The following is a 20,974-nucleotide window of genomic DNA, read 5'->3' as shown; positions in this document are numbered from 1 at the left end:
GCGACGGCTCAGTGCGGCGAACTGGGCGATGAAGGTTTTCCATTCGGCTGGCTGCATGGATGGCTCCCGTTTGTCTGATATGTACAGTCAGACAGCCGGGGCTGGGAAAGATTCCTGAACTTCCCCTACTTAGCGGGAACAGAGCCTTAGATATCGAGGGTGCTGGCGCCCTGCGCCTCCACCACCCTGTTGCGGCCCGCCTGCTTGGCCGCCTGCAGCGCCTCGTCGGCCCGCTTGAACAGGCTGACGGCGCTGTCTTCGGCGCGGATGGTGGTCACGCCCAGGCTGGCCGTCAGTTGCAGCACGGCACGCTCCGTCTTGACGGGCAGCGCTTCGACGGCGGCGCGGATGCGTTCGGCCACCATCAGCGCATCGGCCAGGGTCGTGCGCGGCAGCTGGATGGCGAATTCGGCGCCGCCCAGGCGGCCCATCAGGTCGCTGTCGCGCAGCTGCTGGCGGCAGGTGTCGACGATGGTTTTGAGCACCGCATCACCGACCGGATGGCCGTAGCTGTCGTTGACTCTTTTAAAATGGTCGATATTGAGCACCACCAGCGCCGTCGGCAAGCCGGGCCGGCGCGCCAGCGCCATCCACGGCGCCAGCGCCTGGTAAAAGCCGCGCCGGTTCGGCACGCCCGTGGCCGCGTCGAGCACTTCCAGGCGCGCCAGCTCGCCGCCCAGTTTTTCACGCGACAGCAGCAGATAGCCGAAGGCGTTCGTCAGCATCATCAGGTACAGGGCGCCGAAGCCGGCCAGCTGCATCAGCTCCGCATCGAAACCGGGAACGGTGGCGGCAAGCACGCCGCGCGCGGCGATCAGCAAGGACAGCACGCCCATGCTGACGACGAGGAAGCGGCGCAGCATGCTCGCCTCGCGCCATTTCAGGCACAGGGCGGCCACGCCTGCGAGGAAAAAGCCGGCCACGATGAGCGAGCCGCCGGCGCTGCGCAGCAGCGGCGCCACGTCGAACAGGTAGCAGGCGGCAAACAGGGCCACCGACAGGCCCAGCGCCGGCAAGACATAACGTCGCCAGCCGCCGCGCCCGGCCGCCTGCCACAGCGCGCCCGCATCGAGCGCCATGCCGGCAAACAGCAGGCTGTTGCCGAGCAGGATGGAGAGGAAATCGGGCAGCACGCCGCGGAAATACAGCAGGCACCAGGCGATGGCCTGGCATTGCTTGGCCACCGCCCAGGTGGACATGCTGAGCGACTTTTTGCGCTCGTATTCGAAGAAAAACAGGGCCGCGCACAGGCTCAGGTTGCCGAGCGCCAGGGCCAGTACCAGGGTCTTGATATCCATGGGCTACGCCATCGCCGCGAATCCGCGGCACGCTGTGTCAGATTTCGTGTTCGACATTGGTGCTGCCGTCGCCGATCTTGCTGGCCCACGCCTGCACGAAATACTGCTTTTCCACGTCGCTGGGCGCTTCGTGCCAGAACACGATGAGGGTGCCCTTGTGGTCGTGGATCTGCGCCACTTTTTCAATGAAGCCGACATTGCCGGCCTGGTCCGCCAGCGCCGCCGCGTAGCCGTACACGCGCGTCAGCCGCTCGATGCGGTCAGGCTCCGTAAAACTGTTCGTCGCCGTAATGATGGGGTGATCCAAAAACATGCTTGTCTCCATGGTGCCCGACTGCGCGGCCGTGCCGCCGCGCGCCGTATATCTGCATATACGCATGCTCGGCGCGGATTAATCGGGTATGCTCACGGGAGCTTATCAGATTTCTCTGAATGCAACAAAGCATCTTCCCCAGTCCACTCAGCGAAGTCGTCCCATGCCGGAACACAGAAGCACCACCCCACTTGCCCCGCAGGTGCATACCTGTGGCGACCGGCGCCGCCTGGAATTCCAGCCCGGCATGATCCAGAGCGAAATGCTGCTGTCGCGCCCCGACCATCTGCTGCTGCGCTATGCGCGCGCCATGATGTGCTTTACCCTGTTCGTGCCGCGCCCGCGGCACATCCTGATGGTGGGCCTGGGCGGCGGTTCGCTGCTGAAATTCTGCCACCGCCACCTGCCCGACACGCGCATCACGGTACTGGAATTGCGCGCCGACGTGATCGCCCTGCGCGAGCAGTTCATGCTGCCGCCCGACGACGCGCGCCTGCGCATCATCGAGACGGATGCCGTCAGCTATATCCGCCAGCATCCGGGCTGCGCCGATGTGCTGCTGCTCGACGGCTACGACGAAACGGGCTTGCCGCCCGCCCTCGGCAGCGCGCGCTTCTATGCGGACTGCCTGCGCGCCCTGTTGCCCGGCGGCGTGCTGGCGGCCAACCTGTTCAGTTACGACGAGCACTATCCCGCCATGCTGGCGCGCCTGATGCTCACCTTCCGCGGCGCCGTCTGTCACTTCGACGGCATCGCCGGCAACAACCGCATCATCTTCGCCGCCAAGCCTGAGCAAGGCCAAGGCGCCGACGGCCGCGCCGTGCGCGTCGTGCGCCTGGTGCGCTGGCGCCGCGTATGCGGCCTGGCTTTCCTGAACCGGCTGCTGCCGGCATGGCAACTGTGGCGTTTGCGCCGGCAATCAGGCGCACGCGACAACTGATAGTCGTCCGCCATGGCCATCTATATTGTTGCTTATTAGCAGCGATCTGGTACAAAATTCGCATGATGGATGTGGTTTATGACAAACTACGGCCTGCGCGGGCCGGCAGGTGCTGCCGAGCAATTGTGTCCATGAAGTGAGATAGGAAAAACCATGCTGCGTGGCCGCCTGCCATTGTCGATTTCCGCCGCGGCCGCGCTGACCTTCGCCTGCGGCGTCAGCGTGACGGCCGTGCTGTTCGCCGCCATCAGCCAGCTCGAATACGACAAGATGAGCCTGAGCCTGCAGCAACGCGCCGGCGCCAGGGTGGCCGCCATCGAGCAGGGACTCGACGACGCGGTCGAGGTGCTGACCACGACGAACCAGCTGTTTGCCGCCGTCGTGCCCGTCACGCGCGAACAGTTCCACGACTTCACCACGCCGCTGCTGCAGCGCCACCCGTTCATCCAGGCCTTCAATTTCCACCGCATCGTGCCGCATGCGCAGCGCGCGGCATTCGAAGCCGAGCTGCGGCGCATCGTGCCCGACTACGCCATGATGGAAATGCGCGACGGCGTCATCGTGCCCGCGACGACGCGGGCCAGCTACATGGTGGTCGACTATCTCGAACCCTTGCAGGGCAACCGCCCCGCCTTCGGCCTGAACGTCAGCCCGAGCGGCATGCTGGCGCGCGCGCTGGAACAATCGATCATCAGCGGCCAGACCACCGCCACAGGCCTGCTGACCCTGGCGCAGGGACCGCAGCAGGGCTTCGTCATCGTACGGCCCGTGTACCGCCACGGCGTGCCCCTGCAAACGGTGCAGCAGCGGCGCGCGGCGCTGATCGGCGATACGGCGGCCATCGTGCGCGCTGGCGAACTGGTGCAGAAAATCCTCGCCGGCGCCGACCTGCTGGGCGACCCGCAGCTCGAACTGAGCGTCTATGCCGACGCCGGCGCCGACCCGCGCCAGTTGATCTTCCGGCACGGCCAGGCGCCTGCCGACGAAGCGGGCGTCACCTGGGAGGTGCTGCCGCGCTGGCTGCACTTTGCCTACCACAGCCATTATGACCGTGCCTTTTTTTCCGCCGGCCGGCCCTGGCACGTGCGCGTGGTGGCCCATCCGCGGCCCTTCCTGGCCGACCACCTGGGCTCGCTGTTCACCGTGATCATGGGCTTGCTGTTCAGCTTGCTGACGGCCGCCTTCGTGCAATCGCTGACGCAGCGCTCGCGCCGCGTGCAGCTGCTGGTGGAGCAGCGCACTGCCGACCTCAAGCGCAGCAACGAGCTGCTCAGCGCCGACGTGCGCGCGCGCCAGCGCACGGAGCGCGCCCTGCAGGAAAGCGAAAAGCGCTTCCGCCGCCTGCTGGCCTTGTCCTCGGACTGGTACTGGGAGCAGGACGCCAACTTCTGCTTCACCCACATCACCAGCGGCTTCACGGACAAGTCGAACATGCCGCTGGAACGCTTCATCGGCATGACGCGCTGGGACAACAACCCGGAGATGCGCAATTCGCGCTGGGGCAAGCAGCATATCGCCAATCTGGAAGCCCACCTGCCCTTTTCCAACCTCGAATATGCGATGCACGACCGCAATGGCCAGCTGCGCTGGTTCAGCGTCAATGGCGAACCGCTGTTCAACGAGTTCGGCGAATTTCGCGGCTACCGGGGCACGGGTTCCGAAATTACGGAACGCAAGCTGGCCGAGCAGCAAATCCAGCACATCGCCCACCACGACGTGCTGACGGGCTTGCCCAACCGCGCCCTGCTGCGCGACCGCCTGGCGCAAGCGATGGCCCTGTCGCGCCGCAAGAACCGCGCGCTGTGGGTGCTGTTGATCGACCTCGACCGCTTCAAGTTCGTCAACGACAGCCTCGGTCACAAGGCCGGCGACCTGCTGCTGAAAACCATCGCCACGCGCCTGCAGGCCAGCCTGCGCGAAACCGATACGGTGGCGCGCCTGTCGGGCGACGAATTCGTCGCCATCCTGTGCGAACAGGCCGACGAAGCGCTCAGCGCCGCCATCGTGCAGCGCGTGATGGATGCCGTGGCCCAGCCGGTATTGCTGGATGGCAAGGAATTCTTCGTCACCTGCAGCATCGGCGTAGCCGTCTACGACATGTCGCGCCACGACGCTCCCGGCGACGTGACCCTGAATGGCGAGACGCAGAACCTGATCGAGCAGGCCGACATCGCCATGTACTGCGCCAAGAAACAGGGCCGCAACAACATCAAGTTCTACACGACGGCCATGAACCAGGCCACCCTGGAGCGCCTGCGCATCGAGACGGCGCTGCGCAACGCCCTGGAGCGCGAACAGTTCGTGCTGCATTACCAGCCGCAGCTGGACCTGGCCAGCGGGCGCATCGTCGGCGTGGAAGCGCTGCTGCGCTGGCAGCATCCGGACCTGGGCATGGTGGCGCCGCAGCGCTTCATCGCGCTGGCGGAAGATACGGGCCTGATCGTGCCGATCGGCGCCTGGGTCATGCGCGAGGCGTGCGCGCAGGTGAAACGCTGGCATGCGGCGGGGCTGGACCCGCTGCGCCTGGCCGTGAACCTGTCGGCGCGCCAGTTCAACGAGCCGAACCTGGTCGCCTCGATCGCCGAAGTGCTGCTGGAAACGGGCCTGCCGCCCGCCTGCCTGGAACTGGAACTGACGGAAAGCCTGTTCATGCACGACGTGGCGCTGGCCGTCAGCCAGCTGCACGACATGAAGGCGCTGGGAGTGCAGCTGTCGATCGACGACTTCGGCACCGGCTATTCCAGCTTCGCCTACCTGCGCACCTTCCCCATCGACGTGCTGAAGATCGACCGCAGTTTCGTCGGCGACGTGGCGCGCGACGCGGACGACGCAGCCATCGTCGTCTCCATCATCGCCCTGGCGCACAATCTGAAACTGCGCGTGGTGGCCGAAGGCGTGGAAACGGCCGAGCAGCTGGACTACCTGCGTCAGCACGGCTGCGACGAGGCGCAAGGCTATTACTTCAGTCACCCGCTGCCTGCGCACGAGGTGGAACTGCTGCTGCGGGCCGAAACGAAGGAAGCGAACGCCGCGGCCTGACGCGCGTGCGCGCAGGCTAGCCGGCCGGCAGCCTGGCGAGCAGCGCCAGTTCCTCCCAGTCGTCAGCAAGACCGGCTGCCGCCAGAAACTCCGCCACGCCCTCGCTGGCGTCGATGTCGGGCGCGCTGCCCGGCTCGGCCCACAGGTTGTCGCATTCGGTGCAAACGACCACCTCCTGCCCCGTCTTTCTGACTTTCGCAAGGATCAGGTCGCCGTATTCGCCGCAGGTGGGACACTGCATGCCCGTATCCTTCATGCCCGGCCTACAGCTTGTGCTGCAGGAATTCGAGAAAGCAGCTGATGCGCTGCGCCAGCTGCGTGTTGCGGTAGTAGACGGCATGGATCTGCTGGCGGTAGCCCGTGTAGAACGGCTGCAGCACTTTCACCAGGCGGCCGGCGGCGATATCGTCCTTCGTCATGAAGTCGGACAGGCAGACGATGCCCTGGTCGTGCAGGGCCAGCTGGCGCAGGGTTTCGCCGCTGGAGGCGGCCAGCGCGGGCACGATCTGCAGGCTGTTGCCCGCTGCGTGGCGCAGCGGCCAGTTATTCCCCAGGTCGTACTGGGCAAAGCCCAGCAGCGCATGGCCGGCCAGCGCTTCCGGCGTGGCCGGTTCGCCGTGGCGCGCCAGATAGGCGGGCGTGGCCAGCACGTGCAGCGGACTGGCAGTCAGGGCGCGCGCATGCAGGGTCGAGTCGACCAGGGCGCCGATGCGGATGGCGATATCGGTGCGGTGCTCGAGCAGGTCGGCGATCTGGTCGTTGCTGGTCAGCTCCAGGCGGATCTCCGGATACATGGCGCGAAATTCGGCCACGTGGGGCACCACGCAGTGGAGCATGAAGGGCGAGGCGGCATCGACGGACAGCCGGCCGGCCGGCTTCTGGCGGCGGATGCGGATCGACTCTTCCACGTCTTCCATCGAGGCGAGGATGGCGCGCGCCTTGTCGAGGAACAGCTGTCCCTCTTCCGTCAGCTCCATGCGCCGCGTGGTGCGCGTCAGCAGCGAGGTGGCCAGCTTGTCTTCGAGCCGCGACAGCGCGCGGCTGACGCCGGAGGTGGTTTGTCCCAGGTGCACGGCGGCCGCGCTCAGGGTGCCGCTGTCGATGACGGTGACGAAGATTTTCAGGTCGTCCGAGTTGATGTCCATTCTTGCCCTTGTTTCACAGATCAGGGCATTATAATGGATTGCAGGCAATAGTCAGCGAGGGTGGCCCGGCTGCGCGCTACGTCAGGCAACGTAGAACAAAATGGCGATAAAGTGGCAACTGCTGCCAGCCAGCACGAACAGGTGCCAGATGCCGTGGCCATGGCGCAGCTTGTGATCGGTGGCATAGAAAGCGATACCGCCCGTGTAGCACAGCCCGCCCGCCACCAGCCACAGGAAACCGTTCCACTCGAGCGCCGCCAGCAGCGGCTTGATGCCGATGACGATCAGCCAGCCCATGGCCACGTAAATCACCAGCGACAGGATGCGCGCGCCTTTCGCATACACATATTCCTGCACGATGCCAAACAGCGCCAAGCCCCAGACGACACCGAACAGCGACCAGCCCCAGGGACCGCGCAGGGTCACCAGCATGAAGGGCGTGTAGGTGCCCGCGATGAGCAGGTAGATGGCGCAATGGTCGAGCCGCTGCAGCACGGCCTTGGCCTTGCCGCGCACGCTGTGGTACAGGGTGGAAGTGAGGTACAGGGTCAGCAGCATGGCCGCATACACGCTGCAGCTGACGATTTTCCAGGGGTCGCCCGTGCGGGCCGCCGCGACGATCAGGATGACGCCGCCGATGGCCGCCAGCGCGGCGCCCACCGTATGGGAAATGCTGTTGAACCGTTCACCGTGGTACATGCTTAACACCGCTTTGCTAAGACGCAACAGACACCCGGGGTCAGACCCGTCGGGACTCGGCGTCCCCGTCTGACCCCAGCCTTCCGCTGCGAGCGGTCAATCAAGCCGCTTCCGCCTTCTTGCGCGCGGGACGGCGCGCCGGGGTCTTGCGCGGCGCCTTGGCCGGCTTGTCTTCCGCCACGACAGCCACGTCCACCGGCGCCAGCTCAATCACCGGCGCCGCTTCCGCCACGGCTTCAGCCGCCTTTTTGGCCGGCTTCTTCGCCGCTGCCGTCTTGCGCGCCGGCGTGCGCGGCTTGGCCTTCGGCTTCGCTTCGGCGGCCGCTTCCACGATCGCTTCGGCTACCGGTTCAGGCACGGGCGCAGGCATGGCTTCCGCCACCACCACCTCGACCACCTCGACGCGCGCTTCACGGCCGCCATCGCCGTTCTTGCGGCCGCCACGGCCATTGCGGCGCGAACCGCGCTTGGCGTTGCCCTCTTCCGCTACGACCTCGACTGCGGCTTCGGCCACTTCATGCACGATCTCCGGCTGCGGCGCGGGCGCATACTGCTCGACGGCCGTTTCCACGTCGGCCACCGGCACAAAAGCCTGTGGCGCGGACTCGCCGCGGCGCTGCTCGTTCTGCTTGCGGCCGCCACGGCCATTGCGGCGCGAATCGCGGCGGCTGCCGCCATCGCGGTGATTGCCCTCTTCCGCCGTCGCGCCGGCTTCGCCGCTGGCGATGACGTCACTGGCGACTTCCCCGTTCACGGGCGCAGCGACAGGCACCAGGCCGCTGCTGCGGTAGACATAGGCGCCCGATTTCTCGTCGCGGCCGAATTCCAGCAAGCCGCGCGTCTGCGCTTCTTCCAGCAGGTTGCCGAAGGTGCGGAAACCGTAATACGATTCGCTGAAGTCCGGCTTGCGGCGCTTGATCGCTTCCTTCAGCATCGAGGCCCAGATCTTGCCGCTGTCGCCGCGCTCCGAGACCAGCGCGTCGAAGGTGGCGACGGCCATTTCGATCGCTTCCGTCTTGCGCGACTCGTATTTTTCCTTGCGGCGCACTTCCTCGTCGGGCGAGCGCTTGGCCGCCGGAGTTTCGCGCGCGTCGCGCTTGGCGGCCGTGCGGCGGCTCTCGCGCACCAGGTCATCGTAGAAAATGAATTCGTCGCAGTTGGCCACCAGCAGGTCCGACGTCGACTGCTTGACGCCCACGCCGATCACCTGCTTGGCGTTTTCGCGCAGTTTCGACACCAGCGGCGAAAAATCGGAATCGCCGCTGATGATGACGAAGGTGTTCACGTGGGCCTTGGTGTAGCACAGGTCCAGTGCATCGACGACGAGGCGGATGTCGGCCGAATTCTTGCCGGACTGGCGCACGTGGGGAATTTCGATCAGTTCGAAGTTCGCCTCATGCATGGTGCCCTTGAAACTTTTATAACGGTCCCAGTCGCAATATGCCTTCTTGACAACGATGCTGCCCTTGAGCAGCAAGCGTTCGAGGATGGGCTTGATATCGAATTTTTCGTAATTTGCATCTCGCACGCCGAGCGCGACGTTCTCGAAGTCGCAAAACACGGCCATGCTGAGGTTTTCTGGGGATGACGCCATAAGGGTGAATTCTCGCTGATGATAAGGGCGGACGGGAAGCGCAACGCCTCCCTTTTCGACTAGTATATTCGCCCATCCCCCGTTTCGGCGACAACTATCGTGCGCGGCGGCCTATTGCGCGCCGCCGGCGGCGCTCGCGCTGGCGCCAGCGACGGGCCAAACAACGCTTTCATCGACCGAATACAGCTGGCATGGCAGGCTGCTGCGGCGCTGGCACGAAGCGAGCGCGCGCACATCGGGGCTTTCGCCCTCCTCGGCCCAGCCCCAGGCGCCGCTGGCCGACAAGGCAAAGGCGCGTGGCGCGGTTTTTTCCAGGAAGACGCGGTAGGCGGCGCGGCCCTGCTCTTCCAGGTAGGGCACGGCGGCGATATCGTCCTGCGGCGCGAAATGCGTGGCGGGCGGCGACGGCGCATCGGCCACGCGGTAGACCTGGCGCACCGGCATGCCGATTTTCTGCAAGAAGCGCTCGGTGGCGGGCAGCCACACGGCCACCCCGTCGCGGCTGCCCAGGGTCAGGTGGGCGTCGCGCTTGAACGGGCCATAGGCCAGCAGCTGCGCCCGGCCGCCTGAACCGGTAAAGGAATTGAACAGCCGCTGCGCCAGCGCCGGCGAAAAGTACGCGTCATTCGCGCCATACAGCCACAGGCTGGGAATGTGGTTGTAGGCGCCCAGGGTGGCGAAGGTCTTGGTCAGCGCCCCTTGCCAGTCGCAGCCGGGCATGTCGACGCGCAAGCCGCCCGCAAAATTGAGCACGCCGCGCACGCCGGGCACCATCCGTGTGGCCAGCGCCAGCGCCGCCATGCCGCCGTACGACTGCCCCGCGACGACGATGCGCTGCGGGTCGACCCAGCTCTGGCGGCGCGCATACGCGAGTGCGGCGAGCATGTCGCGCGCCTGGCCCTGGGCGTTGCCCAGCATGTCGCAGCCGAAATCGCGGTAGGCGCCCGTGGAGCGCGCAAAGCCGGCGCGCATCGGCAGCATCACGGCATAGCCGCGGCGCACGAACTCGGTCGCCATATAGATGAAGCGCTCGCGCTGCTGCAGCCGGGCCGGGCCGGCCTGCTTGCCGTGGTTCATCAGCAGCAAGGGAAACGGGCCGGAGCCGGGGGGACGGAACACCGTCGTCTCCAGCGTCTCGCGCAAGCCGTCGCCGGCCGGCACCATGATGACTTGCTCGTTCAGGCGCGCATCGAGCGGTAGCTGGGAGGGAACAAGCTGGGCTTTCAGGGGCAGGCAAGGCAGGCTGAGCAGCAAACCCAGAAAAATGGGGCGTAACAGATGGAAAATGACGGACTCCGTGGATGACTTCCCTGCCAGTCTAGGCAGTGAAATGCCACAGAACAATATAAAAAAATTACGTGACGCACATATTTTTTGCGGCAAGCACCTGCGGGAAAAATTGTTGCCTTGCGCCACCACACTTTTTCCGCTGACGGGAGTAAACTGGGCGTATTCTGAAGGAGTCGCCATGTCCATATCCGCCCTCACCACCGGTACCTCGGGGCTGACCGCCAACCAGCGCGCGCTGGATGTGGCCGCCAACAATATCGCCAATGCGAATACGCCGGGCTTCCAGCCGCAGCAAGCCGAATTCCAGGAAGCCAGCCCGGCCGGCACGGGCGTCACCCTCTCCGTCGAGGGGCGCAAGCTGGCCGCCAGCGAAAGCGTCAGCGGCGCCAATGCCAATGCGGCCAAGGCGTCCGAAAGCCGGCCGAACGGCGTGGGCCTCGCTTCCGAACTGACCGATAACCTCGTCTACAAGGCCGGTTTCAACCTGTCGGCGAACGTCGTCAAGGCGGCCGACCAGGCCCTGGGCAGCCTGATCGACGTCAAGACTTAAGCACAGTCACTAGCGCTTAGATAGCTTGCTTTTGCATTTCCAGCGCCAATGGCGCCATCGCCGGCGCAATCAGCGCCAGCAGCCGTTCGGCCGGAATGCCGTCGCGCGCCTGCACCGACAAGCCATGCAGCAAGGCCGCATAGTAGTCGCCCAGCGCCTGCACGTCCGCCTCCGCCTTTAATTCCCCCGCCAGCTGCGCCGCGCGCAGGCGCTCGATGACGGCTTGCGTGCGCGCGCGGCGGTGCTGCGCCAGCCAGTCGGCGATGCCCGCGTTTTCCGCGCTCGTGTTCGTGGCGGCCGTGACCACCATGCAGCCTTGCGGCTGGCCGCTGCGCGTATACAGCAGCACGGCTTCTTCCAGCATGCGCGCCACCGCATCGCGCACGTTCAGGCTGGCCGCCAGCGCGTGCACGGCAAACGCGCCCTCTCCCGTTTCATACAGCTCCACGGCTTCGCGGAACAGCTGCTCCTTCGAGCCGAACGCCGCATAGATGCGCGCCGAGGCGATGCCCAGCGCCGCCACCAGGTCCGCCATCGACACCCCCTCGTAGCCACGCGTCCAGAACGCGTCGCGCGCTTTTGCCAGCGCCAGCGCGCGGTCGAATTCCCTCGGTCTTCCTGCCATCTTGATCCTCTGCTTGCGAAATGGCGGCCAGTATAACGCCTGGCGCCCGCGCCGCGTTCGCCATTTATTTTGCATCACGGGCTTGACCGCGCCAACAATTTCGCCTATTCTTTGTCGATCGACAAACAATAGGAGCCGATATGAAAACCATCCAAGGACCAAGCCTGCACCTGGCACAATTCGCCGCCGACACGGCGCCCTTCAACACCCTGCCCGCCATCGCCGAGTGGGCGGCCGGCATGGGCTTCAAGGCCCTGCAGATTCCCGCCTGGGATGCGCGCCTGTTCGACGTGGCGCAGGCGGCGCACAGCCAGCAATACTGCGACGACCTCGTTGCCGTGCTGGCCAGCCATGGCCTCGTCATCAGCGAACTGACGACGCACATCCTCGGCCAGCTGGTGGCCGTGCATCCGGCCTACGACGCGCTGTGCGACAGCTTCGCCCCGGCACACCTGCACGGCCAGCCGGCGGCGCGCACCGAGTGGGCCATCGAGCAAGTGAAACTGGCGGCCATGGCGTCGAAACGCCTGGGCCTGACCGACATGGGCACGTTTTCCGGCTCGTTCGCCTGGCCCTACCTGTTCCCTTTCCCGCAGCGCCCGCCCGGCCTGATCGAAACGGCCTTCGACGAACTGGCACGCCGCTGGCTGCCCATCCTCGACGTGTGCGAGGAACAGGGCGTCAACCTGTGCTACGAAATCCACCCCAGCGAAGACCTGCATGACGGCATCAGCTTCGAGATGTTTTACGAGCGCGTAGGCCGCCACCCGCGCTGCAAGATGCTGTTCGACCCCAGCCACTTCGTGCTGCAGCAGTTGAACTACCTGGAATTCATCGATATCTACAAGGACCATATCCGCATGTTCCATGTGAAGGATGCGGAGTTCAATCCGACGGGGCGGCAAGGCATTTACGGCGGCTACCAGTCGTGGGAAAACCGCGCCGGGCGCTTCCGCTCGCTGGGCGACGGCCAGGTCGATTTCAAGGCCATCTTCTCGAAGATGGCGCAAAACGATTACGCGGGCTGGGCGACGCTGGAATGGGAATGCTGCCTGAAGGATCAGGAGGTGGGCGCGCGCGAAGGCGTGGCCTTCATTAATGCCCACATCATTCCCGTCACCGACAAGATCTTCGACGACTTCGCCGGCGCCCCCGTCAGCGCACAACAGATCAATACCCTGCTCGGCATCGAGCATCACTAATCAAGGAAACATATGAACGACTTCATTCACGACTACGTCCGCATCGACGGCCAGCGCCTGCATTGCGTCATCGCCGGTCCCGGCACCGGCAAACCCGTGCTGCTGATCCCCGGCTGGCCGCAAACCTGGTATGCGTGGCGCCACGTGATGGCGGCGCTGGCCGCCAGCGGCTACCAGGCCATCGCCATCGATCCACCGGGCAGCGGCCACTCGGACCGCCCGGCCGGCGGCTATGACACGGGCGCCGTTGCCGCCACCCTGCACCGCGCCATGCTGGCCCTGGGCCACGCGCAATACGACGTGGCCGGTCACGACATCGGCATGTGGGTCGGCTATGCGCTGGCCAGCGATTTCCCGCAGGCCGTGACGAAACTGGCGCTGACGGAAGCCGTGATTCCCGGTCTGGCGCCCGCGCCGCCGATTTTCGTCGCGCCGTCCGACAACATCTTCCTGTGGCATTTCATGTTCAACCAGGTGCTCGATTTGCCGGAAATGCTCACGGCGGGCAAGGAGCGCGAGTACATCCGCTTCATTTTCGACCGCTGGTCGTACCGCCGCGACAAGGTCGCCGTCGACGTGTATGCGGATGCCTATGCCACGCCGGGCGCCCTGCGCGCCGGTTTTGCCTACTACCGCGCCATACCCGAAACCATCCGTCAAAATCTGGAACGGGCAAAACGCAGCCTGACCATGCCGGTACTGGCCATCGGCGCCGACCATGCGACCAACGACGCGCCGCTGCTGACCATGCAGGGCAAGGCGGACAATTTGAAAGGCGCCATCGTTGCCGAATGCGGCCACTTCATCATGGAAGAACAGCCGGAAGCGTTCATCGCCCACCTGCTGCCCTTCCTGGCCGGAGAAAAATCAGCATGAGCCTCGATCCGCTGATTGCCGCCTGGCTGGAAGAGATAAAAGATGCGCCGCCGCCCGCCTCGCTGGCGGACCTGCGCGCGGCCACGGAAACGGGGTTGCGCCAGCTGCATGGCCCCCTGGAAGACGTCGCATCCATCACCGATTACGTGCTGCCGGGCGAGCATGCGCTGACCGTGCGCGCCTACGTGCCCGCCGGCGCGGACACGGGCCAGCCCCTGCCGGCCATCGTCTTTGCGCATGGCGGAGGATGGTGTCTGTGCTCGCTGGACCTGTACGACAATCCCTGCCGCGCGCTGGCCAACGCCACCGGCTGCGTGATCTTTTCCGTCGACTACCGGCTGGCACCCGAGCACAAGTTCCCCGTGCCATTGAACGACTTTTACCGCGCGTTATGCTGGGTCGCCGAACATGCGGCGGCGCTGGGCATCGATGCGAAACGGCTGGCCGTGGGCGGCGACAGCGCGGGCGGCAACCTGGCGGCGGCCGCCGCCCTGATGGCGCGCGACCAGGCAGGTCCCGCGCTGGCGCATCAGCTGCTGCTGTACCCGGCGCTCGATTTTGCCTTCGACACGCCGTCCTACCAGCGCTATGCGGAGGGCCATTCGCTGACGCGGGAGGCGATGCGCTTTTGCTGGTCGGCCTACCTGAACGAGCCGGCCGACGGCGCGAACGCCTACGCGGCGCCCCTGCGGGCAACGTCGCTCAAGGACTTGCCGCCGGCGACGGTGCTGGTATGCGAGTACGACCCGCTGCATGACGAGGGCGAAGCCTATGCGCGGTATTTGCGCGACGACGGCGTGGCGGCGCAATGCGTGCAGCTCGACGGCATGATCCATGCATCGATACACATGCTGGGCTTGGCACCAAAGGCGCGGGGATTGTTCGACGTGGCGGGCCAAGCAATGAACAGTGCCATGTTTGCGTAAATAGTCCACTAGAAAAATGCTGGGGTCTGACCCGGCGGGTCAGACCCCAGCATGCCTCTATTCCACCAATTTGCGCACCTCGACGCCGTTCAGCCACTTCACATGGCGCGGACCCGTGCGGATATCCTTCGCCGAGATGAGGGCGATCTCGCCATCGCTGTCGTCGAGCGCCTTGCCGTTCTTTTCGTAGTAAACGATCACGCCCTCGCCGGCCGGCGAGTTATACAGCTCGCCCCAGGAAAACACCACCGCATAGCCATCGGTGGCCGTGGCGATGATGGCGAGCTTCTTGACGTCGTTGTGGCCGGGCGCATCGAGCGCCGCCTTGTCGAGGATGTCGCGCAGGCGCACGCCCTTGTAACTGGTGATGGTTTCGGCCTTGTCGCCGTTGTGGCGCGTGACGGCGATATCCCCGCCATTGGCTTGCGGCAGCTTGCGCAGGTCGGCTACCGTCAGGGTCAACGGCGTTGCCACCTTGCCCGTGACGGCGAGCGCGCGGCTCATGTTCTCGCGCGCCGGCGCCGGGTCGGCCCATGCGGGGGCCGCCGCCAGCAGTGCGACCGAAGCAAAACCAAGGAATATTTTCTTCAACATGCTGTGTCCTTTCATGACAGTGAAAACTCAGAACTGGTATTGCGCATTGGCCAGCCAGGTGCGGCCAGCGCCGGGAAAACCGTCGGCCAGCGCATAGTTGCGGTCAGCCAGATTGCTCACGCCCGCTTCCAGGGTCAAGGCCGGCAAGGGGCGGTACACGGCCTTCAGGTTCACTGTCGTAAAACCGCCAAGCTCCAGCGTGTTCGAGACCCAGCGCCCGCTATTCGCTTCCGCGATGGCCACCACGTCGACCTGGCGCGCCGCGTGCAATACGGCGTGCGCCGTCAGCTTGTGGCGCGGCACGTCCGTCAGGCGGATGGCACGGTCGCTGACGTTCTTCATGTCCGTGTACGTGTAGTTGCCGCCGAAATCGAGCCATGCGCCGGCGCGGCCGCGCAAGCCCAGTTCCACGCCGCTGATGTGCGCCCTGCCCGCGTTGCGCATCTGCGCACGCACGCCCGCCACATTCGCCACGCTCTGGATCTTGTCCTTCACGTCGCTGTAGAACAGGGCGGCATCGAGCGCCAGCCCGCGCACGGTTGCCTGGTAGCCCAGCTCATAATTCATTGCCTCTTCCGCGCGCAAGGCCGGGTTTTCAATATATGTGCCCAGGCGCTGCGAGTAGCGGTCCTTCAGAGTCGGCAGGCGCGACTTGCGCGCCACGGTGGCGTACACGCGCGATGCAAGACCGGTCTTGTGGAACAGGCCCGCCTGCAGGTCGGTGGCCGATTGATTCTCGGGCAAGGTATACGCATTGCCGGCGCTGTAGACGGTGTCCGGGCGCAGTGCATTGCGCGACACGCCCAGCGACAGTTCCGTCGCCGCATTGAGGGCGATGCTGTCTTCCGCGCCCAGCGTCCACAGGGCATCCTTGTACCAGGTGGTGCGCACACCCCTGGCGTCGAGTTCCTGGTGCTCGTCGGCCTTGTAGCTGGCCACAAAACGCAGGCTATGCGCGGCCAGGCGGAACGATTCGAGTTCCACCGCGCCGCCGTTCGTGCGGTCGTTATAGATGCTGCGCCCGCCGCTGACGCTGCCCTGGCCGCTGGTCTTCAGGGTCGCGTAGCTGCCGTTTGTATAGGACGTGATTTCATTGTCGTAGCTGTCGTGGTACAGGCGCAGTTTCAGGCGTTCCTGCTGGCCCAGACGCGTCTGCGAGACGAGATACACGCTTTCCTTGTTCCAGTACGGCCACTGCCAGTAGCGCGCGCCGACGGGATTGGTCGATGGCGGCTGGCCCTTTTCGCCATGCTGCTTGTAGTAGCTGAGCGCATATTCATCGCCCGCATGCGCGCCATCGGGCGTCAGACCCACCTTGAACGACACCTTATGGTCCTTGCGATAGGCGTTATTGCGCATGCCGCCGTCTTCCGTGGCCGTGGGGCGGAAATCGGACGACAGGGGAAAGCCGTCGCCATTGATGTACGACACGCCCGCCTGCAGATACCACAGGCCCTGGTTCGTGCCCACGTTGGCCGACACCTGGCGCTCGCTGCCCGAACCGAATCCTACTGACGTATCGCCTTCCATCAAAGCCGTCGGCTTGCGCGACACCAGGTTGATGGCGCCGCCCAGGGTATTGGCGCCGTAGGCCACGGAGCTGAATCCCTTGGCCACTTGTATGGCGGCCAGGTCGGCCGTCGTAAATCGGTTGAAATCGACATAGCCGTCATACGGCACGTAGACGGGAATGCCGTCGATGTACAGCGGCACCTGGCGCGCATCGAAGCCGCGGATGGCGACGGTTTTCTCGTTGCGCGCATTGGTCGACAGCGACACGCCGGACAGCAGATTGAGGGCGTCGCCCACGTTGTCGCGGTTAAAGCGGCGCATCCCGGCGCGGCTCACCTGCGTGCCCACCTGCTGTTCCAGCTGGCCGGCCTGCTCGCGCTGGCCGATCACCGTCACCGTGCCCAGCACGAACGGCGCAGCCTCATCTTTGCCTGCTGTCTGCTGCGCCTGCACCGTCTGCGCCAGCGCCAGCATCACGGCGCCTGCCATTACCGGTTTCACCATCGTCATCTTGTTCTCTTCCGTTATATATCATTTTATATAGCGATATGCAAAAAAGCGGCCACTTGTGCGGCGACCGTCATCCAACAGCGCAATATACAGACGTATATAGCGATGCTCAAGCGGGGAGAGGCAAAACGGGCGCGCAAGTCAATTTCCCGGCGATTTTTCATGCACCGCACCATTTCGCTGTGCGAACGAATGTTTCACAAAACGGTTGACATGCGAGATTCGGCTAGGCAAACTGATTTCCAGGGAGCCAGCAAATGAATGCAAATATGACAAATATTCAGGCCGCAGCAGATCCGGAAATCATCGTCTTCAGCGATGACGAGGAAGGCAAGGACCGCCAGTTCGTCAACGCGCTGGCGCGCGGCCTCGAAGTGCTGCGGTGCTTTCGTCCCGGCGAAGTCTTCCTGTCGAACGCGGACATGGCCAAGCGCACGGGCATCCCCAAGCCCACCATTTCGCGCCTCACCTACACCCTCACCAAACTCGGCTACCTCAATTACTCGGACAACCTGGGCAAGTACCAGCTGGGCGCCGGCGTGCTGGCCCTCGGCTACCGCATGCTGTCGAACCTGGACGTGCGCAAGATGGCGCGTCCGCTGATGGAAGAACTGGCCGAACATGCGCAGGCGTCCGTGTCGCTGGGCACGCGCGACCGCCTCAGCATGGTGTACGTGGAAACCTGCCGCAGCAGCGCCAACGTCACGCTGCGCCTCGACGTCGGTTCGCGCATTCCCCTGATGACGACGGCCATGGGCAAGGCCCTGCTGTGCATCCTGCCGCAGGCCGAGCGCGACTATCTGATGGACCATGCGCGCGTGCACGAGACGGAGCGCTGGCCGCGCATCAAGGCCGGCATCGAGCAAGGCTTCAAGGATTACCAGGACCGGGGCTTTTGCATCTCGGCCGGCGAATGGCAGAACGACGTGCATGCCGTGGGCGTGCCCATGCTGGGTGCCGACGGCGAACAGGTGATGGCCTTCAATTGCGGCGGCCCCGCCTTTTTGCTGTCGCGCGAAAAACTCGAATCGGACCTGGGTCCGCGTCTGGTGGCCCTGGTCAAGACAGTGGAAAAAAACCTGGGCCGCGGTTAGACTGCGCGCCCCCTCTCAACAACAGATCAAATCACAGCGCCGAGGAACCCGATGATACGCGACGAAGAAACCCTGAACATCCTGCTCGACAGCATCGCCCGTTTCGTGCGCGAAGTGCTGGTGCCGAACGAGGCGCTGGTGGCTGAAACGGACACGATCCCGCCCGCCATCGTGGCGCAGATGCGCGAACTGGGCCTGTTCGGCCTGTCCATTCCGGAAGCCTACGGCGGCCTGGAACTGAGCATGGAAGAGGAAGTGCGCGTCGCCTTTGAAATCGCCCGCACCTCGCCCGCCTTCCGCTCGCTGATCGGCACGAACAACGGCATCGGTTCGCAAGGCATCGTGATCGACGGCACGGAAGCGCAAAAACAATACTATCTGCCCAAGCTGGCGGCCGGCGAGATCATCGGCTCCTTCGCGCTGACCGAAGCGGGATCGGGGTCCGATGCCGCCTCGCTGCGCACCTCGGCCGTGCGCGATGGCGACTTCTATATCCTCAACGGCAGCAAGCGCTACATCACCAACGCGCCCGAAGCGAGCATCTTTACCGTCATGGCCCGCACGGATCCCGTCAAGCGGGGCGCCTCGGCCATTTCCGCCTTCATCGTGGAAAAGGACACGCCGGGCCTCTCGCTGGGAAAAATCGATAAAAAGATGGGCCAGCAAGGCGCGCATACCTGCGACGTGATCTTCGAAAATTGCCGCGTGCCGGCCGCGAACGTCATCGGCGGCAAGGAGGGCGTGGGTTTCAAGACAGCCATGAAGGTGCTCGACAAGGGCCGGCTGCACATCGCCGCCGTCTGCGTGGGCGCGGCCGAACGCATGCTGGCCGACGCCCTCGCCTACGCGATGGAACGCCAGCAGTTCGGCCAGCCCATCGCCGAGTTCCAGCTGATCCAGGCCATGCTGGCCGACAGCAAGGCCGAGATTTACGCGGCGCGCAGCATGGTGCTGGACGCCGCGCGGCGGCGCGACAACAAGGAAGACATTTCGACGGAAGCGTCGTGCTGCAAGCTGTTCGCCTCCGAAATGTGCGGCCGCGTGGCTGACCGCTCCGTGCAGATCCACGGCGGCGCCGGCTACATCAGCGAATACGCGGCCGAGCGCTTCTACCGCGACGTGCGCCTGTTCCGCATCTACGAAGGCACGACGCAGATCCAGCAGATCGTCATCGCCCGCAACATGATCAAGGCAGCACAAAAGTGAAGGAGGCCGCGATGGATATTCCCGCCCTGCTGGCCCACTTGCCGGCGCGCCTGTCGGCCATCTCCATCTATTGGGCGACGCGCGCGCCCGACGCGCCCGCGCTGCATGAAGGTGGGCGCAGCTGGACCTACGCCCAGCTGCAGCACAGTGTGGACAGCGCCGCGCAGCTGCTGCGCCAGCTGAACGTGCGCGCCGGCGACCGCCTGATGGTGGTGGGCGAGAACTGCGCGCTGCAGGTGGCGCTGATTTTTGCTGCCGCCAGCATCGACGCGTGGATCGTCAACGTCAATGCGCGCCTGTCGGCGCGCGAGATCGACACCATCGCTGCGCACAGTTCGGCGCGGAGGATGCTGTTCCTGGCCGGCGCCTCGCCGGAAGCGGCCGCGCATGCGGCGCGTCTGGGCGCGGCCAGCGCCGCGGTCGACGGCATGGGCGAGCTGCTGGCGGGCGACTTGAACGAGGCGGCCATCGCGGAAGACACGGTGCCCGGCAACGAACAGGTTGCCGCGCTGATCTACACGACGGGCACCACCGGGCAGTCGAAGGGCGTGATGCTCACGCACCGCAACCTGCTGTTCATCGCCGCCGTCTCCAGCACCCTGCGCGGCCTGACCAGCAGCGACCGCGCCTATGGCGTGCTGCCGATTTCGCACGTGTACGGCCTGGCCTCGGTGGCCCTGGGCACCCTGTATGCGGGCGCCGCACTGTACCTGGTGCCGCGCTTTTCCGTCGACGGCCTGCTCTCGGCACTGAAGGACGACGGTCTGACCATCGTGCAGGGCGTGCCCGCCATGTACGCCAAGCTGCTGCAAACCCTGGGCGGCGCCGATACGCCGCTGCCCACGCGGCTGCGCTTTGCGTATGCGGGCGGCTCGCCGCTGGCGCCGTCGCTCAAGCACGAGGTGGAAAAGCTGCTCGGCACCGCGCTGCACAATGGCTACGGCATGACGGAAAGCGCCCCCACCATCAGCCAGACGCGCCTGGAAACGCCGCGCCGCGACGATTCCGTGGGCATGCCGATCCCCGGCGTGGAAGTGCGCGTGGTCGACGTGGCCGGCCAGGACGTGACGCCGGGCCAGCCGGGGGAATTATGGATACGCGGGCCGAACATCATGGCCGGCTATTACCGCGAACCGGCCATGACGGCGGCCACCATGCGCGACGGCGGCTGGCTCAATACGGGCGACATGGCGCGCCAGGACACGGACGGCGCCCTGTTCATCGTGGGCCGCACCAAGGAATTGATCATCCGCTCCGGCTTCAATGTGTATCCGCTGGAAGTGGAAACGGCCCTGAACGCCCACGCTTCCGTGGTGCAGTCGGCCGTGGTCGGGCGCACCCTGGCCGATGGCAACGAGGACGTCATCGCCTACGTGGAACTGGACCCGCGCCAGCCCGCGAGCGTGGCAGAATTGCAAGCCTGGCTGGCGCAGACCCTGTCGCCGTACAAGTGCCCGTCCGCCATCATCGTCATGGAAGCGCTGCCGGCAGCCGCCACGGGCAAGATTTTAAAGGGGCAGCTGCGGCAAATGGCGCAGAATGCACGATAAGTTGACCATGT

The 20,974-nt window shown here is 65.2% G+C and carries 19 protein-coding genes; 9 read left to right on the top strand and 10 right to left on the bottom strand.

Translation table 11 applies throughout. From position 1 onward, the window contains the following. Positions 1-146 precede the first annotated feature (146 nt). Positions 147-1,298: a GGDEF domain-containing protein gene (locus tag AC1RBA_RS25705; RefSeq protein ID WP_492420191.1), complete on the bottom strand. Its 1,152-nt coding sequence runs from the start codon at positions 1,296-1,298 to the stop codon at positions 147-149. Positions 1,299-1,335: 37 nt separating this feature from the next. Beyond that, entirely contained in the window at positions 1,336-1,611 is a 276-nt protein-coding gene (locus tag AC1RBA_RS25700) for a hypothetical protein (RefSeq protein WP_070222980.1), read from the bottom strand. Between the two features lie 163 nt (positions 1,612-1,774). Here AC1RBA_RS25700 and AC1RBA_RS25695 point away from each other — a divergent pair, with 163 nt between their 5' ends. After that, positions 1,775-2,551, top strand: coding sequence for a spermine/spermidine synthase domain-containing protein (locus tag AC1RBA_RS25695; protein WP_070222982.1), 777 nt, complete (start codon positions 1,775-1,777; stop codon positions 2,549-2,551). Between the two features lie 153 nt (positions 2,552-2,704). Beyond that, positions 2,705-5,590, top strand: a complete 2,886-nt coding sequence (locus AC1RBA_RS25690; protein WP_121669126.1) for a bifunctional diguanylate cyclase/phosphodiesterase — start codon at positions 2,705-2,707, stop codon at positions 5,588-5,590. A 16-nt stretch (positions 5,591-5,606) separates the two neighbouring features. Here AC1RBA_RS25690 and AC1RBA_RS25685 read toward each other — a convergent pair whose 3' ends face one another. From AC1RBA_RS25685 to AC1RBA_RS25665, 5 genes are all read right to left on the bottom strand, one after another. Beyond that, positions 5,607-5,831 carry a hypothetical protein gene (locus AC1RBA_RS25685; protein WP_070289679.1) on the bottom strand — a complete coding sequence of 75 codons (225 nt, stop codon included), beginning with the start codon at positions 5,829-5,831 and terminating at the stop codon, positions 5,607-5,609. Between the two features lie 22 nt (positions 5,832-5,853). Then, positions 5,854-6,735 (bottom strand): LysR family transcriptional regulator, encoded by an 882-nt coding sequence (locus AC1RBA_RS25680; protein ID WP_070222987.1) that lies wholly within the window; start codon positions 6,733-6,735, stop codon positions 5,854-5,856. Between the two features lie 81 nt (positions 6,736-6,816). Beyond that, the gene (gene trhA / locus AC1RBA_RS25675; RefSeq protein ID WP_070222989.1) at positions 6,817-7,434 is read right to left on the bottom strand and encodes a PAQR family membrane homeostasis protein TrhA; all 618 of its coding nucleotides are present in this window, start codon (positions 7,432-7,434) and stop codon (positions 6,817-6,819) included. 100 nt (positions 7,435-7,534) lie between these two features. Then, positions 7,535-9,028 (bottom strand): NYN domain-containing protein, encoded by a 1,494-nt coding sequence (locus AC1RBA_RS25670; RefSeq protein WP_121669124.1) that lies wholly within the window; start codon positions 9,026-9,028, stop codon positions 7,535-7,537. A gap of 111 nt (positions 9,029-9,139) precedes the next feature. Next, positions 9,140-10,282, bottom strand: a complete 1,143-nt coding sequence (locus tag AC1RBA_RS25665; protein WP_240453595.1) for a dienelactone hydrolase family protein — start codon at positions 10,280-10,282, stop codon at positions 9,140-9,142. Positions 10,283-10,496: 214 nt separating this feature from the next. Here AC1RBA_RS25665 and AC1RBA_RS25660 point away from each other — a divergent pair, with 214 nt between their 5' ends. Then, positions 10,497-10,868, top strand: coding sequence for a flagellar basal body protein (locus AC1RBA_RS25660; RefSeq protein ID WP_121669123.1), 372 nt, complete (start codon positions 10,497-10,499; stop codon positions 10,866-10,868). Positions 10,869-10,884: 16 nt separating this feature from the next. Here AC1RBA_RS25660 and AC1RBA_RS25655 read toward each other — a convergent pair whose 3' ends face one another. After that, on the bottom strand, positions 10,885-11,493 hold the full coding sequence (locus tag AC1RBA_RS25655) for a TetR/AcrR family transcriptional regulator (RefSeq protein ID WP_070311457.1): 609 nt from the start codon (positions 11,491-11,493) through the stop codon (positions 10,885-10,887). A 140-nt stretch (positions 11,494-11,633) separates the two neighbouring features. On the opposite strand from AC1RBA_RS25655, the gene AC1RBA_RS25650 reads away from it, so the two are divergent. Genes AC1RBA_RS25650 through AC1RBA_RS25640 form a run of 3 tightly spaced genes read left to right on the top strand, consistent with a single transcriptional unit; the run spans position 11,634 to position 14,497 of the window. Further along, a complete protein-coding gene (locus AC1RBA_RS25650) occupies positions 11,634-12,695 on the top strand; it encodes a sugar phosphate isomerase/epimerase family protein (protein WP_492420186.1) in 1,062 nt (353 codons plus the stop codon). 12 nt (positions 12,696-12,707) lie between these two features. After that, complete coding sequence (locus AC1RBA_RS25645; RefSeq protein ID WP_492420184.1) at positions 12,708-13,571, top strand: alpha/beta fold hydrolase; 864 nt, start codon at positions 12,708-12,710, stop codon at positions 13,569-13,571. Then, the gene (locus tag AC1RBA_RS25640) at positions 13,568-14,497 is read left to right on the top strand and encodes an alpha/beta hydrolase (protein ID WP_492420182.1); all 930 of its coding nucleotides are present in this window, start codon (positions 13,568-13,570) and stop codon (positions 14,495-14,497) included. The genes AC1RBA_RS25645 and AC1RBA_RS25640 overlap by 4 nt, the downstream gene beginning before the upstream one ends. A 57-nt stretch (positions 14,498-14,554) precedes the next feature. Here the strand turns inward: AC1RBA_RS25640 and AC1RBA_RS25635 are convergent, their stop codons facing one another. Further along, the gene (locus AC1RBA_RS25635) at positions 14,555-15,091 is read right to left on the bottom strand and encodes a molybdopterin-dependent oxidoreductase (protein ID WP_492420180.1); all 537 of its coding nucleotides are present in this window, start codon (positions 15,089-15,091) and stop codon (positions 14,555-14,557) included. 27 nt (positions 15,092-15,118) lie between these two features. Beyond that, entirely contained in the window at positions 15,119-17,113 is a 1,995-nt protein-coding gene (locus AC1RBA_RS25630) for a TonB-dependent receptor plug domain-containing protein (protein WP_492420178.1), read from the bottom strand. 269 nt (positions 17,114-17,382) lie between these two features. Here AC1RBA_RS25630 and AC1RBA_RS25625 point away from each other — a divergent pair, with 269 nt between their 5' ends. The 3 genes from AC1RBA_RS25625 to AC1RBA_RS25615 are packed head-to-tail and all read left to right on the top strand — an operon-like array spanning position 17,383 to position 20,963. Next, positions 17,383-18,207 (top strand): IclR family transcriptional regulator, encoded by an 825-nt coding sequence (locus AC1RBA_RS25625; RefSeq protein WP_121669118.1) that lies wholly within the window; start codon positions 17,383-17,385, stop codon positions 18,205-18,207. A gap of 51 nt (positions 18,208-18,258) precedes the next feature. Then, the gene (locus AC1RBA_RS25620; protein WP_070289686.1) at positions 18,259-19,413 is read left to right on the top strand and encodes an acyl-CoA dehydrogenase family protein; all 1,155 of its coding nucleotides are present in this window, start codon (positions 18,259-18,261) and stop codon (positions 19,411-19,413) included. Between the two features lie 11 nt (positions 19,414-19,424). Beyond that, positions 19,425-20,963, top strand: a complete 1,539-nt coding sequence (locus AC1RBA_RS25615) for a class I adenylate-forming enzyme family protein (protein ID WP_492420175.1) — start codon at positions 19,425-19,427, stop codon at positions 20,961-20,963. Positions 20,964-20,974: the final 11 nt, after the last annotated feature.

The organism is Janthinobacterium sp. GW823-FHT03B06 (genome assembly GCF_058796955.1).
This window is presented reverse-complemented; position numbering and strand designations above follow the sequence as displayed.

Coding starts and splice junctions, on each gene's coding strand:
- AC1RBA_RS25705 (WP_492420191.1), bottom strand. CDS start 1,298: ATGGATATCAAGACCCTGGTACTGGCCCTGGCGCTCGGCAACCTGAGC.
- AC1RBA_RS25700 (WP_070222980.1), bottom strand. CDS start 1,611: ATGTTTTTGGATCACCCCATCATTACGGCGACGAACAGTTTTACGGAG.
- AC1RBA_RS25695 (WP_070222982.1), top strand. CDS start 1,775: ATGCCGGAACACAGAAGCACCACCCCACTTGCCCCGCAGGTGCATACC.
- AC1RBA_RS25690 (WP_121669126.1), top strand. CDS start 2,705: ATGCTGCGTGGCCGCCTGCCATTGTCGATTTCCGCCGCGGCCGCGCTG.
- AC1RBA_RS25685 (WP_070289679.1), bottom strand. CDS start 5,831: ATGCAGTGTCCCACCTGCGGCGAATACGGCGACCTGATCCTTGCGAAA.
- AC1RBA_RS25680 (WP_070222987.1), bottom strand. CDS start 6,735: ATGGACATCAACTCGGACGACCTGAAAATCTTCGTCACCGTCATCGAC.
- trhA (WP_070222989.1), bottom strand. CDS start 7,434: ATGTACCACGGTGAACGGTTCAACAGCATTTCCCATACGGTGGGCGCC.
- AC1RBA_RS25670 (WP_121669124.1), bottom strand. CDS start 9,028: ATGGCGTCATCCCCAGAAAACCTCAGCATGGCCGTGTTTTGCGACTTC.
- AC1RBA_RS25660 (WP_121669123.1), top strand. CDS start 10,497: ATGTCCATATCCGCCCTCACCACCGGTACCTCGGGGCTGACCGCCAAC.
- AC1RBA_RS25655 (WP_070311457.1), bottom strand. CDS start 11,493: ATGGCAGGAAGACCGAGGGAATTCGACCGCGCGCTGGCGCTGGCAAAA.
- AC1RBA_RS25650 (WP_492420186.1), top strand. CDS start 11,634: ATGAAAACCATCCAAGGACCAAGCCTGCACCTGGCACAATTCGCCGCC.
- AC1RBA_RS25645 (WP_492420184.1), top strand. CDS start 12,708: ATGAACGACTTCATTCACGACTACGTCCGCATCGACGGCCAGCGCCTG.
- AC1RBA_RS25640 (WP_492420182.1), top strand. CDS start 13,568: ATGAGCCTCGATCCGCTGATTGCCGCCTGGCTGGAAGAGATAAAAGAT.
- AC1RBA_RS25635 (WP_492420180.1), bottom strand. CDS start 15,091: ATGTTGAAGAAAATATTCCTTGGTTTTGCTTCGGTCGCACTGCTGGCG.
- AC1RBA_RS25630 (WP_492420178.1), bottom strand. CDS start 17,113: ATGACGATGGTGAAACCGGTAATGGCAGGCGCCGTGATGCTGGCGCTG.
- AC1RBA_RS25625 (WP_121669118.1), top strand. CDS start 17,383: ATGACAAATATTCAGGCCGCAGCAGATCCGGAAATCATCGTCTTCAGC.
- AC1RBA_RS25620 (WP_070289686.1), top strand. CDS start 18,259: ATGATACGCGACGAAGAAACCCTGAACATCCTGCTCGACAGCATCGCC.
- AC1RBA_RS25615 (WP_492420175.1), top strand. CDS start 19,425: ATGGATATTCCCGCCCTGCTGGCCCACTTGCCGGCGCGCCTGTCGGCC.